17 protein-coding genes are annotated in these 17,340 nt (G+C 42.8%); 4 read left to right on the top strand and 13 right to left on the bottom strand.

The genetic code is table 11. The features are described 5' to 3' along the window. Positions 1-49: 49 nt before the first annotated feature. From ACGF63_RS06175 to pilM, 12 genes are all read right to left on the bottom strand, one after another. The gene (locus tag ACGF63_RS06175; protein ID WP_387629554.1) at positions 50-178 is read right to left on the bottom strand and encodes a hypothetical protein; all 129 of its coding nucleotides are present in this window, start codon (positions 176-178) and stop codon (positions 50-52) included. Positions 179-666: 488 nt separating this feature from the next. Then, positions 667-1,704, bottom strand: coding sequence for a tryptophan--tRNA ligase (trpS, locus tag ACGF63_RS06170; RefSeq protein WP_387629532.1), 1,038 nt, complete (start codon positions 1,702-1,704; stop codon positions 667-669). A 4-nt stretch (positions 1,705-1,708) separates the two neighbouring features. Further along, entirely contained in the window at positions 1,709-2,413 is a 705-nt protein-coding gene (locus ACGF63_RS06165; protein ID WP_387629529.1) for a phosphoglycolate phosphatase, read from the bottom strand. Next, complete coding sequence (gene rpe / locus ACGF63_RS06160; RefSeq protein ID WP_036846507.1) at positions 2,403-3,083, bottom strand: ribulose-phosphate 3-epimerase; 681 nt, start codon at positions 3,081-3,083, stop codon at positions 2,403-2,405. Before rpe ends, ACGF63_RS06165 begins: the two co-directional genes overlap by 11 nt. Positions 3,084-3,141: 58 nt before the next feature. Then, positions 3,142-3,954: an adenine-specific DNA-methyltransferase gene (gene dam / locus ACGF63_RS06155; RefSeq protein WP_036846506.1), complete on the bottom strand. Its 813-nt coding sequence runs from the start codon at positions 3,952-3,954 to the stop codon at positions 3,142-3,144. A gap of 84 nt (positions 3,955-4,038) precedes the next feature. Then, complete coding sequence (locus tag ACGF63_RS06150; RefSeq protein WP_387629526.1) at positions 4,039-4,947, bottom strand: SPOR domain-containing protein; 909 nt, start codon at positions 4,945-4,947, stop codon at positions 4,039-4,041. A gap of 154 nt (positions 4,948-5,101) precedes the next feature. Further along, on the bottom strand, positions 5,102-6,202 hold the full coding sequence (gene aroB, locus ACGF63_RS06145; RefSeq protein ID WP_387629523.1) for a 3-dehydroquinate synthase: 1,101 nt from the start codon (positions 6,200-6,202) through the stop codon (positions 5,102-5,104). Between the two features lie 46 nt (positions 6,203-6,248). Continuing rightward, positions 6,249-6,770, bottom strand: a complete 522-nt coding sequence (aroK, locus tag ACGF63_RS06140) for a shikimate kinase AroK (protein WP_011144496.1) — start codon at positions 6,768-6,770, stop codon at positions 6,249-6,251. 368 nt (positions 6,771-7,138) lie between these two features. Further along, positions 7,139-8,173: a type IV pilus secretin PilQ gene (gene pilQ, locus ACGF63_RS06135; protein ID WP_036846605.1), complete on the bottom strand. Its 1,035-nt coding sequence runs from the start codon at positions 8,171-8,173 to the stop codon at positions 7,139-7,141. After that, positions 8,166-8,711, bottom strand: a complete 546-nt coding sequence (locus ACGF63_RS06130) for a hypothetical protein (RefSeq protein WP_036846498.1) — start codon at positions 8,709-8,711, stop codon at positions 8,166-8,168. Before ACGF63_RS06130 ends, pilQ begins: the two co-directional genes overlap by 8 nt. Beyond that, on the bottom strand, positions 8,698-9,252 hold the full coding sequence (locus ACGF63_RS06125; protein WP_036846496.1) for a PilN domain-containing protein: 555 nt from the start codon (positions 9,250-9,252) through the stop codon (positions 8,698-8,700). Before ACGF63_RS06125 ends, ACGF63_RS06130 begins: the two co-directional genes overlap by 14 nt. Next, positions 9,249-10,079 carry a type IV pilus biogenesis protein PilM gene (gene pilM, locus ACGF63_RS06120; protein WP_387629520.1) on the bottom strand — a complete coding sequence of 277 codons (831 nt, stop codon included), beginning with the start codon at positions 10,077-10,079 and terminating at the stop codon, positions 9,249-9,251. The genes ACGF63_RS06125 and pilM overlap by 4 nt, the downstream gene beginning before the upstream one ends. Before the next feature lie 119 nt (positions 10,080-10,198). Between pilM and mrcA the strand changes: the two genes are divergently transcribed. Further along, complete coding sequence (gene mrcA / locus ACGF63_RS06115) at positions 10,199-12,727, top strand: peptidoglycan glycosyltransferase/peptidoglycan DD-transpeptidase MrcA (protein ID WP_387629517.1); 2,529 nt, start codon at positions 10,199-10,201, stop codon at positions 12,725-12,727. Positions 12,728-12,770: 43 nt separating this feature from the next. Here the strand turns inward: mrcA and nudE are convergent, their stop codons facing one another. Continuing rightward, positions 12,771-13,319, bottom strand: coding sequence for an ADP compounds hydrolase NudE (gene nudE / locus ACGF63_RS06110; RefSeq protein WP_036846490.1), 549 nt, complete (start codon positions 13,317-13,319; stop codon positions 12,771-12,773). A gap of 353 nt (positions 13,320-13,672) precedes the next feature. On the opposite strand from nudE, the gene ACGF63_RS06105 reads away from it, so the two are divergent. The 3 genes from ACGF63_RS06105 to hslO are packed head-to-tail and all read left to right on the top strand — an operon-like array spanning position 13,673 to position 17,156. Further along, positions 13,673-15,784, top strand: a complete 2,112-nt coding sequence (locus tag ACGF63_RS06105; protein WP_387629515.1) for an IgaA/UmoB family intracellular growth attenuator — start codon at positions 13,673-13,675, stop codon at positions 15,782-15,784. 60 nt (positions 15,785-15,844) lie between these two features. Further along, a complete protein-coding gene (hslR, locus tag ACGF63_RS06100) occupies positions 15,845-16,261 on the top strand; it encodes a ribosome-associated heat shock protein Hsp15 (protein WP_036846485.1) in 417 nt (138 codons plus the stop codon). Positions 16,262-16,283: 22 nt separating this feature from the next. After that, positions 16,284-17,156 carry an Hsp33 family molecular chaperone HslO gene (gene hslO, locus ACGF63_RS06095; protein WP_036846483.1) on the top strand — a complete coding sequence of 291 codons (873 nt, stop codon included), beginning with the start codon at positions 16,284-16,286 and terminating at the stop codon, positions 17,154-17,156. Positions 17,157-17,340 lie beyond the last annotated feature (184 nt).

Here is a 17,340-nt window from a genome sequence, read left to right as displayed (position 1 = left end):
AAATGATTTTTTTATAGTTAACTGATTTTTAATGACTTATTTTTGTGAATCAGATATCGGTCTGTACAAAAAACAAGATTGTTCTAGGATATTTTCCGTTTTTTAAGCGCATCCCTTCATGTTCATTGTAGTAGGCGTGAAAGTGAGGTGAGTTGTGGTCGCCGTAGTACATCTGTATCAGGATGCCAAAAAACTTCCGATTAAACTTAATAAAAAGCAGGCGTTAAAAGTGGTAAAAACAACGGTCAAAACCTGATGCCGATTAAAACTAGAAGGTAAAACAACGGCCTTTAATAAAGGCTTAAAATTTGCCCGTCATAAAACTATCAATGGAAAATGAGAAGAAAAAATTGGCCTTGCTAATGTTTATGTGCCCGAGGAAAAAGATAAATAAAATATGAATAGGATAGTTAAGTAATATATTTTCCAAAATGAACCGCTTTAATAACAATTTCAACTACGGAATAAACTTTTTCACAAACCAGTTAAATAATAGGTGATAAAAAATTGGCATAATAAAACCCGCAAATAAATAATTTAAATTACAGGCTCTTTAAACTTGCATTTCTGATGACGCGAAAATCCCCTTCGTTTTTTAAATAGGCTTGGATTGTCAGCGGTCTGAAATGTGCACGTAGTAAACGTGCACATTTTATCGCTTAATTATTAAGGATGAGCAATAAAGCCAACAGCTTCGTACACTTTATCCAGCGTAATCTGGGCGCGGGCTTTTGCCTTCGCTGCACCTTCTGCCATGATCTTATTCAGCAGGGCTTCATCATTACGGCAATGATGGAAACGCTCTTGTAACTCAGTCAGCATATCGGAAACTGCATCAGCCACAGCACCTTTTAGATGACCATACATCTGGCCTGCAAATTCTGTTTCCAGTTCAGGAATAGTTTTGCCGGTAACGCCAGCGAGGATATCCAATAAGTTAGAAACACCCGGTTTTTGTTCGAGATCGTAACGAACGCGGGGTGGCTCTTCTGAATCTGTGACTGCCCGTTTAATCTTTTTAGCTGCTGATTTTGGGTCTTCCAACAGAGTGATAACGTTGTTGCGGTTATCATCTGACTTAGACATTTTCTTTTCTGGGTCCTGAAGGGCCATAACACGGGCACCACCGGCTGGGATGAACGGTTCTGGCACAGTGAAGATATCGCCGTAGATAGCATTAAATCGTTGAGCGATATCGCGGCTCAGTTCAAGGTGCTGTTTCTGATCGATACCTACCGGGACCTGGTTTGTTTTATATACCAAAATATCCGCAGCCATCAGTACCGGATAATCAAACAGGCCTGCGTTGATGTTTTCGGAATGGCGGGCTGATTTGTCTTTGAACTGAGTCATACGGCTGAGTTCACCGAAATAGGTATAGCAGTTCAGGACCCAGCTTAATTGAGCGTGCTGTGGTACATGGGACTGAACGAAAATGGTGCTTTTCTCTGGATCAATGCCACAAGCCAGATAGAGCGCCAGTGTATCCAGAGTGCGTTTTCTCAATTCTTGTGGGTCCTGGCGAACAGTAATTGCATGTTGATCAACGATGCAATAGATGCAGTCATAATCATCCTGCATTTTAACCCACTGACGTAACGCCCCCATGTAGTTACCGATGGTTAATTCACCGGAAGGCTGCGCGCCGCTGAATACAATAGGTTTTTGGGCGTTTAGTTTTTCAGATACAGTGGGTTCATTCATTTTATTATGCTTCCTGAAGTTTCAAAGATGGGAGTCCAATTGTGGATAGCAGATCCGAGAAATTCGTTAATATGCAGTCTGGATTGCTTAATTCAATAGATTCACCGTAGTTATATCCATAGGTTAAACCAATACAAGGGCAACCCGCCGTTTGTGCTGCTAAAATATCATTACGGGAATCACCGACAAAGAGCAGTTCTTCCTTACGCAGTCCGAATGTGCCCATTGTTAGATAAACAGGTGCCGGGTGTGGCTTTTTCTTTTTAACATCATCACCGCCTAACACCAATGAAAAGTATTCACTGATACCGAAAGAATCCAGCAAAGGAGCAATAAAAGGTGTTGGCTTATTGGTGATGATACCCATTGGCAGGTTGTGTTTTGCCAGTTCGGCCAAGGTGACTTTGACTTCCGGGAACAACTGACTGCCTGTTGTTACCGTTGTTTTATAGAAATGGTCAAACAGCTCACGGGTTTCTTGATGCAGTTGTGTGGTCAATTCGACTCTGGCCCATGTCAACGCACGTTCGACCATAATATCTGCGCCGTTGCCTATCCAGACAGCAACCCGTTCTTTTCCCGGAGCAGGGAAACCTTTAGCTAACAGAGCCTGATCCAGTGCATCAGCCAAACCACCGGCACTGTCTACCAGCGTGCCGTCCAGATCAAAGGCGATAGCACGAATACCTTTTAATACCTTATTTGCCATGAGATACCTTTAACAATTCACTACGCATATTATCAATGACGGTTTTGTAATCTGGCTGACTGAAAATGGCTGAACCAGCAACGAACATATCTGCACCAGCGGTTGCCGCTTCTGCGATATTGCTGGCTTTAATACCACCATCTACCTCAAGACGAATATCATAACCACTTTCGTCAATAATTTTACGAACCTGGCGCAGCTTCTCCAGTGTTCCCGGGATGAAAGATTGGCCGCCGAACCCAGGATTGACCGACATCAACAGAATGATATCCAATTTATCCAAAACGTAATCAAGATAACTCAGTGGAGTTGCAGGATTGAATACCAAGCCGGCTTTACAACCATGCTCTTTGATGAGTTGCAGGCTGCGGTCGATATGTTCACTGGTTTCTGGATGGAAGGTAATGTAAGTCGCTCCTGCTTTAGCAAAATCCGGGATAATACGGTCAACCGGTTTTACCATCAGATGAACATCAATTGGCGCAGTAATGCCATAATCCCGCAGAGCCTGGCAGACCATAGGGCCGATAGTTAGGTTAGGAACATAATGGTTGTCCATCACATCAAAGTGAACAATGTCAGCACCTGCTGCCAGTACTTTTGCTGTATCTTCACCCAATCGCGCAAAATTTGCAGATAAAATGGATGGGGCAATCAGAAAATCTTTCATTATCTTCTCCAAATCATTTCTATCATCCCTTAATTGCGAGGCAAAAAGGGGGGATAAGTTAGCGATATAATGCCAAAAGTTCGTCTACTTTACTGCGGGCAAGGATATTCCTGCTGATAGTACGACGTGCTTTGACAATATGAAGTGAAGCCTGATGGTACCATTTTCGTGTCATTGGCGTATCGTGATTGGATATCAAAACAGGAATTGCACGTTCTGATGATAACTTAAATGCAATCTGTGCCAGATTTTCCTGATCTGCAATGTTGAAACTGTTGGTGTGATACGCTGTAAAGTTTGCTGTTGCTGACAGAGGGGCATATGGCGGGTCGCAATAGATAACCGAGCCTTCCCGTGCTTTGTTCAACGTGTGTTGATAGTGCTCACAGATAAAAGCGGCATTTTGGGATTTTTCAGCAAACCAGTGTAATTCGTCTTCAGGAAAATAGGGTTTTTTATAACGACCGAATGGTACGTTAAATTTACCATGAGAATTATAACGACAGAGGCCGTTGTAACAATGGCGATTGAGATAAAGGAATAACACGCTACGCTGGAACGGGTCGGTACTTTGGTTAAATTGTTCCCGTAACTGATAAAAATGTTCGGCGGTGTTGTATTCCTGGGTAAACAGAGGGCGTGTATGAGTGATAAACTCATTAGCCCTGAATTTTACTGTGTTGTACAAGTTAATTAGGTCACTGTTGATATCAGCGAGGATGTAAGAATCATAGTCTGTGTTCAGAAAAACAGAACCTGCGCCAACAAATGGCTCTATCAGACAATTACCGGCTGGCAGATGACGTTTGATATCATCTACCAACGGGTATTTTCCACCGGCCCATTTTAAGAAAGCGCGTTTTTTTTTCATGCTGTCAATTAATTACTCAATCATTCCAGAGCCGCAGATTGTACTCTGTTTAGGACAGCATATCAGCGCCTAATAAATATTGTTTTATTTTCTCAGATCTTGTTGCACTTGCTGCATCGTTCTGACCCAAGGTTTTTTCGCCTGAATTTCGGCTGGTAGAGATGAAACGGCCCGTTTGGCTTCAGAAACAGAACTGTAATCACCATGAATCAAAATAAACCAGGTTTTTCCATTACGTTTAGTTTCATAAACTTTGTAATGAGTGAGGTTATTCTTTTTAGCAAAAGCGGTCAGTGTATCTGAGCGGCTGGCACTGCTTAATTGCAAAGTGTAGTGGTTTGCCGCGGCTTTCAGCGGATTACTGCCGGCCACATTACTTTTGCTGGTATGACTTGTAGATGGTTTTGATTTAGCCGGTGTTTCTGGTTTCAGTGGACGGATATTTTCTGGTTTCTGCTGTACCGCTGGTGGCGGTGTTACTGTCTGCGGTTGCTGGGTCTGATTCAGATCTTGCACCGCATGATTTATATTACTTTGTTGCTGAGTCAGCGCATCAGGAGTATGTCCGGGTAATTCAATGCGCTGGCTTTCACCATTGTTAACTTGAGGCTGCTGAGGTTGTGTTGGGGTACCACTGACAGGAGGAATATTGATTTCCTGTGGCCTGTTAATTGTATTTGCAGTGGTATTCTCCGATGTGATGGATTGATTGTTATCGTTTTTGGATGGTGAACCTGATAAATCAATATTTTTTTCTGCAACATTTGAAGATTGCTGTTTCTCATGTTCAGTTGGTGCTTTTAAAGCAGAGCTGATAGCCATGATCAGCAGTAGCAGCACTAAAATTCCAATCCCGATCATCATTTGCTGGCGTGAAACTGCAAACTTGGGTTTGTTTAATGGTTGGCGTGATCGTGAAGGACGGCGGTCTGAGGTATCTGGTCTAAACTCGTTATCTGCCCTTTGTTCATTTTCTGATTTGAATTCGTCCATATGCCCTCCAAACAGAGCTAATACTGCCAATTGCAATTAAAGTCGGTCCGATAGGTTGACTTAACTAGCAATGAATGAAAATTTGTCTGATAAAGTAGCTATTTTATGACATAACAACCAGATGTATGCAAAAAAACATTTAATTTATTGATAATTACATATTTTCAGATGGTAAACACTGGCGGATAGCTTCAAGGACACAATCATGTCCAATGTCTGAACGAAGATTAGCTTTACCAATTTTTGTCGGAAGAATCAGATGTAATTTACCTGCTATAACTTTCTTATCTCGCATCATATGCGGGAGATAAGCTTCCGGTGGCATGTTTTTTGGCCCGTATATAGGCAGATTTGCCCGCTCCAATAATCGGATAATACGTTGAGTATCTTGCTCAGAGAAATTATCAACCAGTTGGGCTGTTCTGGCTGCCATAACCATTCCTGCGGCAACCGCTTCTCCGTGTAGCCAGACGCCATATCCCATTTCTGTTTCAATTGCGTGACCAAATGTATGACCAAGATTCAGCAAGGCACGCAGGCCGCTTAATTCTTTTTCATCTGCTGCGACAACTTCTGCTTTCAATTCACAACAGCGCCGGATGCAGTAAGCCATTGCCTGGTCATCAAGAGTGAGCAGTTTATCCATATTATTTTCAAGCCAGCTAAAGAATTCGCTGTCGAGAATGATACCGTACTTAATTACCTCAGCCAGACCGGAAGAAAGCTCACGGGCTGGGAGCGTTTGCAAGCAATTAAGATCGACCATCACAGAGGCTGGTTGATAGAACGCACCTATCATATTTTTGCCAAAAGGATGGTTTACTGCGGTTTTTCCTCCTACAGAGGAATCAACCTGAGCAAGAAGGGTGGTAGGAACCTGAATAAAACGGACACCACGTTGATAACTGGCAGCGGCAAAACCAGTTAAATCACCGATTACGCCGCCACCGAGAGCAATAAGGGTTGTATCCCGGCTATGGTTATTTTCTAGTAAAGCAGAAAATACGTCATTTAATATGGAAAGAGATTTGTACTGTTCACCATCAGGCAGAATAACTTCATCTACTTGAATCCCGGCTTGTTGCAAGGTGGCTTTTACTTTTGCCAGATACAACGGAGCCAGAGTTTGATTCGTCACCAGCATAATCTGCTGACCTGCTTTTAGTGGTGCAAAAGCAGAAGGATCATCAAATAACCCTTTGGCGATAGTAATTGGGTAGCTACGCTCCCCTAAAGTAACAGTGATCTCTTCCATAGCAGCCTTCGCCTTCATTATTTATCGCTGTACAGACTTGCTTGAATCAGTTCTTTTCCAGTAACTCAATGATTTGGTTAGCGACAACTTTAGCGCTTTGTTCATCGGTACGGATAGTGACATCAGCAATTTCCTCATACAGAGGATTACGTTCGTTTGCTAAATTTTCTAAAACTTCGCGTGCTGGTGCATCAACTTGAAGTAAAGGACGTTTCTTATCGCGCTGAGTGCGTGCTAACTGTTTTTCAATGGTGGTTTCCAAGTAGACTACGACACCACGGGCAGACAGGCGATTACGAGTTTCTCTGGATTTAACAGAGCCCCCGCCAGTCGCCAGCACAATGCCTTGTTTTTCAGTGAGTTCGTTAATCACTTTTTCTTCGCGTTCGCGGAAGCCTTCTTCACCTTCCACATCGAATACCCAGCCCACGTCAGCTCCGGTACGTCGCTCAATTTCTTGATCGGAGTCATAAAACTCCATATTGAGTTGCTGAGCTAACTGACGACCAATAGTGCTTTTGCCGGCACCCATAGGCCCAACCAGAAAGATATTACGTTTCTCTGCCATGTTTTTGGTATTACTAAGACTATTCGTTAATGATAACCCGCCCCGCCAATCAAATTAGCAGCGGGACCTAAACTGAAACCTCATGAGCGGTAATGTGAGATCAGATGAGAAAATTATCTCAGTACATCAGCCAGTTTTGCAACTATATAAATCAACCTTGAGCTTCTTGTGATAGAAACCCCGGTTTTATTGGCTTATTATTGTGATGTTAACCCGACCACTCAATTAGCTAACTCTTGTATGCTAAATCGGACTCAGCGTCAAATCTATAAACAGGGTTAGATGAAAAAATCTGCGCATAATCATACGTAATAGCTGAATTTTTCATTGTCAATTCATTGATATAACAGTTATATTTTTTGTTTTGGCTAAATATCCATCAATTGAGGCGTAATAAATATCACCAGCTCACGGCGGCTGTGTTTATGACCTTTTTGGCTAAATAATGAACCGAGTAGCGGGATGTCTGATAGATAAGGTACTTTTTGCATTTTTTCACCTTTTTTCTGTTGAAAAATCCCACCGAGAATAAGGGTTTCGCCATTTTTTACAGTAACTTGAGTTATGATTTCCTGTTTATCGATGGTTAAATTCTCACCTCCACCTTGACTGATTGAGATTCCCGGCATGTTTTGGCTGATTTTCAGTGAGAGTCTGATTTTATCTTTTCTCAGTATATGAGGTGTGACTTCCATCCCAAGTACAGCTTCTTTAAATTGTACGGTACTTTTCTCTTTTTCCTGACTGACGTAGGGGATATCAGAGCCTTGTTTAATGCTGGCTAGCTGTTGATGTGAAGCGGTTAGTCTTGGGCTGGCAATAATATCCAGTTGGTTTTCCTGTTCTAAGGCGCTGAGTTCCATTTCCAGCAAACTGGTATGGACGCGGGCAATATTGAACGCAAATCGGTGCATGTTGTCGCTGGCGGCTTGGTTGATATTGAGGCGGTTTATACCTGTTGATGTATTAAGTTGATCTCCTATCGGTATCCCCCAATAGATTCCCAGCTCATGCAATGCTTCCCTGCTGCTGGTTACGATATGTGCGGTAATCTGCACTTGCTGTTGTGGTGTATCTATTTCTTTTAGCCAGCTTTTTATCTGAGCGATTGCGATGGGGCTATCCTGCAAAATCAGGCTGTTGGTTTCAGGATCAAAATCAGCTTTACCCTCTTTGGTCATCAGTGAGGGTATATTTTGTCTGAGATTAAGGGCAATTTTTTCTGCGTCTGCATATTGTAATGCTGTTGAGAGGTACTGAATCTCAGCTTCATTGATTGATTGATCAAATAACTCAATAGGTTGCTCTGCTATTTCTGTTATTGGTGGAGCAAAAGGGTTTCTTATTTCTGCAATGCAGATAGCAGGCAGAAAAATGATAAACAGAATAAATATTTTAGTCATAAAATTCTTCATATGAGGTTTCTGACAAAGTCATTTTGACATTGAGAGATTCGCCTGATGGAGAAACAGAAAACTGTTTAATCAGCAGCGGCGGGTATAACGCCTGTAATGCATCAAGAAAATTCAGCATTTGTTCATAGTTTAAATAAATCGTTATTTGCCAGAGCGTTTTTTCCCCTTCATTTTTACGTTGCCACTCAATAACTTGCCCGCCAGAATTTATCAACGGTTGTTGCAGTTGTTTTACTGCGGTAATTTTTACGGTGTTTTGTGGTGGCTGGTTAAGTTCATTTTCTATTTGGTTTATCTGTTGCCGTATATCTTCCAACTGAGGTAACTGATTTAGCTGGTTATTGGCTGATTTTGTATTGGTTTGTTGGGTGATTATTTCCTGTGTCAGCCCAATTTCCCGTTCAGCTTTCTCTTGCCAGGAGAAAAGATAAAACAGGGTCAGGACCAGGATGATGATAGTTTGTTGCCAAATAAAGAGCAGCCAGGTGGGTTTGGCAAACCACCATAAATAGTCATTTTTTATCATCGGGTATCTCCGTCTGCCAGTTCGCGTCAATAATAAATTGCCTGATTTGCTGCTCAGTGGTGGTCATTTTTTTCAGTTGAATTTCAGATAATTGCCCGTTGTTTTCGAGATTATCCAGCAGCGATGTCATACTGGAATAATCCAGACTGTTAGCAACCAATTTCAATTGACCTGCATGGTCATCGAAAGCGGTTAGCCAACTTCCTTCCGGTAGTAACTCAGGTAATTCATTGAATAATCTCAAATGTTGCTGATTCTGTTTCAGCCGCGTTTGTTGTTGTTTTAATTTATAGGCTAGTTTGTTGTGAAGATTGAATGCCTCTTCTGTCTGAGTTATCTGTTGTTGTAAATGTAATTGTTGCTGGTTAAGTTGTTGTAATTGTCTTTGATGCTTGTTAATCGTTTCCAGTTGTTTAAACGACATCCAAATGAGTACCGCCAGCCACAACGCTAATTGCAATAGGAGAAGAATGGTCCACCAACGATAGCGGGATTTCAGTCGGGTTTGTCGCCAGGGCAGAAAATTAACTTGATACATCATTTGTCATCCGGTCTGAGTGCCAAGCCACCGGCTATCACATACTCCATCAGTTGAACTGGGAGCGGTGGTTGATAGTGACGGAATGCTGCCAGCATATCCCAGGAGGAAGTGCCTTCAGGCAGAGCTTCCTGCTGGTAGCTGCTGTAATAAATATTCTTTTTAGTTATGGATGAGGCCGGTAATTGGCTAATAACCTGTAGTGGAGAAGCTGCGGTATTTGCTGATACCAGGTCATAAGCAAAGGGGGCATTAGCAGGAGATACCCACAACCAACTGGATTGTTGCCGGTGTAACAGCCAGCTATCAGCCGGAACGCCAGCATATTGCGCTATATAGCGTAGTGCACAGGGGGCAATATCAATGGCGTCCGGAAAGATTTCTGCTTGTGCAAGGCATTGTAGCCAGATATTCAGATCTTTCTGACGGGCGGCGCTGATATAGGCGTTTTGCTCGATAATACGGTAATCCAGAGCCAGTTCACGGGTGTTAAAAGGAAATTGTTTTTCGGCGCTGGCATTGATAAACCAGCCTTGTTCCGGCTCTTTAAGACTGATATCTGAAGGTAAAGTCAGATTTCGCTGCAATGTTTGCTGTACAGGTAAGGCAAGTCTGAAACTGATTTTTTTGGGTAATTTTTGGCGCCATTGATTTAATATATCGCATAATATCTCTGGCCGCTGTAAACGACCTTCTGGCATAACCGCATCAGATAAAAGATATTGCCAGCAGTGGCGAAGCTGCCAGCCATTACGGCGTTTTATGGCTGCGACGGCACGAATGGCTCCATTTTGGATGTCCAGTCCGACATACCACTTTGGTGAGTACATATGACGATCTCCATATCAGTAATTTTAATAAAAGACCATATTCAAGGTGCTGTGTAACCTTTATACTACGTGCCGATTGTTTATAAACCACCCAACTAACGTGGCATGGGAAATTTCAGGTGAAGTTCGTAAAGTATTTTTTAATCTTTGTCGTGAGTTGCATTTTTCTGGGAACAGCCTCGATTTTTGGCATGTACCAATATATCGAGCCTCAGTTACCTGATGTGGCGACATTAAAAGATGTTCGATTACAGACACCAATGCAGGTGTTCAGTGCGGATGGGGAGCTTATTGAGCAGTATGGTGAGAAGCGCCGTATGCCTCTTACTCTGTCCGAAATTCCACCTGTGATGGTGAAGGCATTTATTGCAACGGAGGACAGTCGTTTTTATGAACATCATGGCGTTGATCCTATAGGAATTATCCGGGCGGCATCTGTGGCGATGACTTCAGGCCGTGCTTCTCAAGGGGCCAGTACCATTACTCAGCAACTAGCGAGAAATTTCTTTCTCAGTCCTGAGAAGACATTGATGCGTAAAATCAAGGAAGTTTTTCTGGCCGTCAGGATTGAGCAGTTACTGAATAAAGATGAGATCCTTGAACTCTATCTCAATAAAATTTATCTCGGTTACCGGGCTTATGGTGTTGGGGCTGCGGCTCAGGTTTATTTTGGTAAGAATGTCAATGAGTTGACATTGAGTGAAATGGCCATGATTGCCGGTCTGCCAAAAGCGCCTTCTACTTTTAACCCGCTTTATTCTTATGGCCGGGCGATTAACCGCCGGAATGTGGTTCTGAGCCGTATGCTCGATCAGGGCTATGTTACTCAGCAGCAATATAATCAAGCCAGAAGTGAAAAGTTGGTGGCTAATTATCATGCGCCTCAGATTGCTTTTTCTGCGCCCTATTTGGCTGAGATGGTACGTCAGGACATGATTGAGCGTTATGGCGAGAATGCTTATACCGACGGTTATAAAGTTTACACCACGATTACCCGCAAACTTCAGTTGGCTGCCACGGATGCGGTGCGTAATAACATCATTGATTACGATATGCGTCATGGCTATCGCGGGGCGCAGGAAGTGTTGTGGAAAGTGGGTGAACCTGCCTGGGATAGGGGACAGATTGTTAAGAAGCTTAAGGCCCTGCCAAATTATGGGCCGTTAATGCCGGCGGTTGTGACCAGCACGGGAGCTGATCAGGCGACGGTGATGCTGGTTGATGGCAGCAGTGCAGAATTGCCGATGGCGGGTGTCCGTTGGGCCAGAAAATTCAAATCTGATAGTGTGCAGGGTGCGGTTCCACGTAGTGTGAATGAAGTGGTTCAGGCTGGTGAACAGGTTTGGGTTCGGAAAGTAAAAGATATCTGGTGGTTGTCACAAATGCCGGAAGTTAATGCGGCTTTGGTTTCTATTGATCCTAATGATGGTGCTGTAAAGGCGCTGGTGGGTGGGTTTGATTTCAGCTTAAGTAAGTTTAACCGTGTTACGCAGTCATTACGTCAGATTGGTTCCAATATTAAACCGTTTCTCTATACCGCTGCGATGGATAAAGGGCTGACGCTGGCTTCATTGCTTAATGACCTGCCAATCAGCCGCTGGGATGCGGGAGCCGGTACTGACTGGCGTCCGAAAAATTCCCCACCAACTTATGCGGGGCCAATTCGTTTGCGTCAGGGATTAGGACAATCGAAGAACGTTGTGATGGTTCGGGCAATGCGTGCGATGGGGGTTGATTATGCCGCTGATTATCTGCAACGGTTTGGCTTTCCGGCACAAAATATCGTTCGTACAGAATCTCTGGCTTTGGGATCCCCATCATTTACACCAATGCAAATGGTGCGTGGGTATTCGGTCATGTCCAATGGCGGCTATTTGATAGATCCTTATTTCATTACCAAAATTGAAAATGAAGATGGGGATATTCTGTTTGAGGCAAAGCCGAAGATTGCGTGTCCGCAATGCGATATTCCGGTGATTTATGGTGATACTGTGCGTTCAATCGAACTTTCTGAAAACTCGATTGAAAATGTAGCTCAATCTCAGGTCGGGCAGCAGGAGATATTACCGCTGCCTGAATTAGAGAAGGTTCCGGTAGTTGATGGTGGTGAAGATGGGCAAAAATATGCGCCTCACGTTATCAGTACCCCTTTGGCATTTCTGATCCATGATGCTTTGAATACCAATATTTTTGGTGAGCCAGGTTGGAGCGGTACGGGGTGGCGTGCCTCGCGCGATCTGAAACGTCGCGATATTGGTGGTAAAACCGGGACAACCAACAGTTCAAAGGATGCCTGGTTTTCAGGTTATGGGCCGGATATTGTGGCGACCGTCTGGATTGGTTTTGATGATCACCGTAGAAGCCTTGGTCGTACAGCAGCCAGTGGCGGTGAAGCGGGTGCTAAGAGTGCGCAGCCAATTTGGGATGACTTTATGAAAATTGCACTGGAGGGTGTTCCTGAAAAAGAAGTAGCCGCCCCTCCGGGTATTGTTTCCGTCGTGATAGATCGTAAAACAGGTAAACTTGCTGGTGGAGGTGGAGATACCCGCAGTGAGTATTTCATTGACGGAACTCAGCCTACAGCGAGTGCGGTGCAGGAAGTTGGCACAACGTTGATCGAGAATGGTGAAAGTCAGGAGCTATTCTGATAATAAATCAGGCACAACGGGAAATCCGTTGTGCCTGTTAATTTCAGCGGTGGTGTAAGTATTTTTGCGCCAAAAACAGGGCGCAGACATTTCGCGCTTCGTTGAAATCAGCGTGATCCAGCAATGACATCATATCGGCTATTGGCCAACGTATTTGCGGCAATGGTTCAGGTTCATCCCCTTCCAGGCTTTCCGGATAGAGATTTTCAGCAATAACAATGTTCATTTTGCTGGAAAAATAGGACGGAGCCATAGTGAGTTTGGCTAGTTGCTCTATTTTTCTGGCGCCAAAACCGATTTCTTCTTTCAATTCACGGTTAGCTGCTTCAAGGATACTTTCACCAGAGTCGATAGCACCTTTGGGAAAGCCTAATTCATATTGCTCAATACCTACTGCGTATTCACGGATGAGTATCAATTCATCTCCAATGACCGGGACGATTAGAACTGCTTCCCGGGTTGCTGGACGCATCCGTTCATAAACGCGTTTTACACCGTTACTGAATTCGAGATTTACTGACTGAATATGAAATAGACGTGAATGGGCAATGTTCTCTATGTTCAGGATTTTAGGGTTTTTCTGGTCATTCATAGTTGCCCCTGATGGCATTAATATTTGGTTGATTTGAGTGTCTGTGCATTATTACGTCATAAATTATTTCATTAACCTTAGGTTTTATGATGAAATTAGGTACACTCCATAGCTTGACTAAATATGGCCGATTATTTTGATAAATGATAGTGATTATCGCTTGTCATTGTTGTTACTGTTATTTTTATCCTCTTTGGAAATAGATCTGTGTTATAGATAATTCAGAGAGTGATTATATAACTTGTTGTAAAATAAATTAAAAAGATAGATAGAAATAACCTGATTCAGAACTGAACGTGTGGTTGCTATTTTGCAAACAACAATAGCAATATTGTCATGGATGTGGGGGAAAAATGAACTCAACAGCCGTTATATTGGCTATCTTGATGATTAGCCTGATTATAATGGCTTCTTTTCTGATTTTCAGATGGAAGCCGCATGATAACGCCCGTTATCTGCCTTCTGTTGCTGACCCGACCTATCGTAAACTTCATGCTGATGAATATCAGGCCATTGAATGTTATCTGAAGCAGGTGTTGCCACTGGTTTTAACCGACCGTATCAATAAAACAAGCGGGTTAATTCTGACGGACAAAAATGATACGGTTTATACTATCTGTAATTCCATTACCCGGTTTTCTGTTGCCTCAGATGAACCACATAGCTGGCGTTATTACATTGATATGGCAGAAGTTCATTTGCCATTTTTCCTTGAGCCTTTTATTAAACAACAGAATATTATTGATGTTGTTCACACTGCGGGAATACCACTTGTTATTTCGATTAATGGTCACTTCCTGAAAGATTTTCAACGGGATTTTCCTTCCGCTCCGGTAGTTTCAGATGTATCCCATCAGCAGGCATCGATCCAAAAAAATGGCGATACCAGCGTAAAATTACAAAGTATCCGTAAAGAGACTTCGGAAGAATACCGGTTAAATCACTCATCGGGTATTTGGGAGGGAGGATTCTTGTGTCTCGGATTTTTTATTTGGTTCCTTGCGTTACTCTCACCGATACTGTTTTTGCCGTGGCTGATGTTGATTGCTGGTACTTTAATGGCTGTCAGCTTTTGGCCGTTGTTCTGTCCGTCTTCAAGACGCAGGCGCCAGGATATCCACTGTTTTACCGGTATGCCAAAACGGTGGGGATTATTTGGAGAATTTGAACAAGGGCAAATGAGTAATATTTCTCTTGGTGGGATTGATTTAATATACCCACCTCATTGGGAATCTTATGTTACCTACGATCTTGATCAGAAAATCAATATCGATATTTACACTAACGGCCAGGTAGTCAGGCAAGGGCATTATCTCTCTTTGCACGATGAGGAGAAAAATCACCCTTATCACCGTTATGGGAAAAATCTAATGATGATTGGCGGCAGCTTGCTTATTATGCTGCTGCTCTATTTTTATCAGCCGGTTAGTGTACCAATGAAACTCAGTTTTGCCTGGTTGCGTGGTAGCAGCACGAAGGTTGTCACTGATGCTAATACGATGAAAGAGATGGCGTTGCGGGTCGGGGATGTCCTGAAAGCAAAAGGGGTTGGTATGTGTTATATGCCGCCAAATAATATGAACGGCAAAGGAGACACTTATTTTTCTCCATTCGATTGCTCAGGGATATATTGGAATAGTACTCATTCACTGCCAATCCAAGAATCGGAAGTTATAGAAAATGCGGCTAAACTGATTGCAACTGTTAATAAGCAATTACGTTTACAGGAAAATAGCGATGTAATTAATCCAGGTCTTGCTCAGGAAATTGCTAAATCTGGTATGATTTTATTGGATGATTTTCCTGATATCATCTTGAAAACTAAAAAATTATGTGGAAAAGAAGCAGACTGTTTTCGATTGAAGAATGCTTTGGTTAACTTGGGTAGTGCCAATGATTGGACAACTTTGTTAAAGAATACAGAGGATGGCAAGTTTGATGATATCCATGTTTTATTGCGTCCAGCGGGGGCTGAAGCTCTGGGAAAGCTGGTTGATGCGACGACATCGTCATTTATCTACCGGGAAATAGATAAAATAGCAATCCTGCTTAATAGCCCTTCTCCGGGTGGTGTTCTGCTGATTAGTGATGAAGGTAAACAGCTGGTTGAATATATCACGCCGGCAATTGTTTCTTATGACCATAGCGCGTTAGAACAATGGCGTGAGTTACAGCGGTTATCGGATACGGTGTTGCAAACACCATTTGAGACAGTAGGAATTATTACAGAATTGTCCGTAGATACTAATGGAACCCGCCGGATTGTGTTACATAGTGCACTGGATTCCATGACGCTGATCCGTTGTATTGGCACAACGCTTTTACTTTTGGTGCTTTTGACTATTTTGGTCATTAATTCGGTGTTAGCTGTTAAGAAAAATCGGCAAAACAAACAACGTCTAAGCAAAATCAGGCAGTATTACGATAGCTGTTTTGATACGGCTTTCCCACCTACACGTTGGTGATAATCAGCAATGGTGTGTTAGGCTTGGCTTTTTCGCCGGAGCTGATATTGGGAGAAAAAAATGAAAGATAATTCAGACTCCAATCAAGCTGTCCGTCTGGATAAATGGCTGTGGGCTGCCCGCTTTTATAAAACACGGGCTATGGCACGGGAAATGATAGACGGTGGTAAAGTTCACTATAATGGTCAACGAAGTAAACCGAGTAAAGTGGTTGAACTCGGAGCTGAAATTAAACTGCGTCAGGGTAATGATGAACGTACGATTGAAGTTCTTGCGTTAAGCAGCCATCGGCGCGGTGCACCGGAAGCTCAACAACTTTACCGGGAGACTGAAGCGAGTATGGCTAATCGGGAAAAAATAGCGATAGCCCGTAAAATGAACGCATTAACTATGCCTCATCCTGATCGCCGGCCGGATAAAAAAGAAAGACGCACGCTGATTAAGTTTAAAAACACCAAATTAAGTGAGCAGGAATAACCTGCTCCAGTGAGAGATATTTATGTTTAAACAAGACCAATTACACCGCTTTTTGTTTGAGAATTATTCTGTACGTGGTGAGCTGGTTTTAGCCAGTGAAACTTACCAGCATATTCTGGAAAATCATGATTACCCGCAGCCGGTACAGCAATTATTGGGAGAACTGTTGGTAGCAACCAGTTTATTAACGGCGACACTGAAATTTGATGGTGATATTACTGTTCAAATTCAGGGAGATGGCCCGGTAAAACTGGCAGTCATTAACGGTAATCATCAGCAACAAATGCGCGGTGTCGCCCGTATTGACGGATTAGTTGCTGAAAATAGTAGTCTGAAGCAGATGGTTGGCACAGGCTATATGGTCATTACCATTACACCAATTCATGGTGAGCGTTATCAGGGTGTCGTTGCATTGGAAGGTGAAACGCTGGCAGAATGTCTGGATGATTATTTCAGACAGTCTGAACAGTTACCAACCCGTCTGTTTATCCGTACCGGTATTCAGGATGGAAGTATCGCTGCCGGCGGTATGTTACTACAGATTTTGCCAGCAGCGGAGCAGGGTAGTGCAGACGTATTTGATCATCTGGTACAGCTTACTGCAACCATTAAAGGTGAAGAGCTATTTTCACTGGAAGTTAAGGAGATTTTGCATCGTCTTTATCATGAAGAGGATGTTGTATTATATGAGCCGCAACCCGTTGAATTCCGCTGTACTTGTTCTCGTCAACGTTGTGCTGACACGTTAGTCACACTTTCTGATGAGGATGTTAATCATATTTTGCAGAAAGATGGCAACATTAATATGGAGTGTGAATACTGCGGTACACACTATATTTTTGATGCTGATGATATCGTTGAAATCAGGTCAGAAAAAAAGAGCCGGTTACACTAATATTTATCTGTTTTAGGGCGCGGATCCGCGCCTTTCTATCAATATCTATAATATTCAAAGGCTTCTTTCGTGTCTTTCGTTTCAGATTACGCCTAAAAAAATGATAGGTTTTCAATTTTTTGATAACAATCGCTGTTAATTAATCATAACTATTTATTATTGCTTACAGAAAAAGCGTGACTAT

The organism is Photorhabdus sp. RM322S, from assembly GCF_042879395.1.
Taxonomy (GTDB): Bacteria; Pseudomonadota; Gammaproteobacteria; order Enterobacterales; family Enterobacteriaceae; genus Photorhabdus; species Photorhabdus khanii.
The sequence above is the reverse complement of the archived record's forward strand: the minus strand, read 5'-3'. Positions and strand labels throughout refer to the sequence as shown.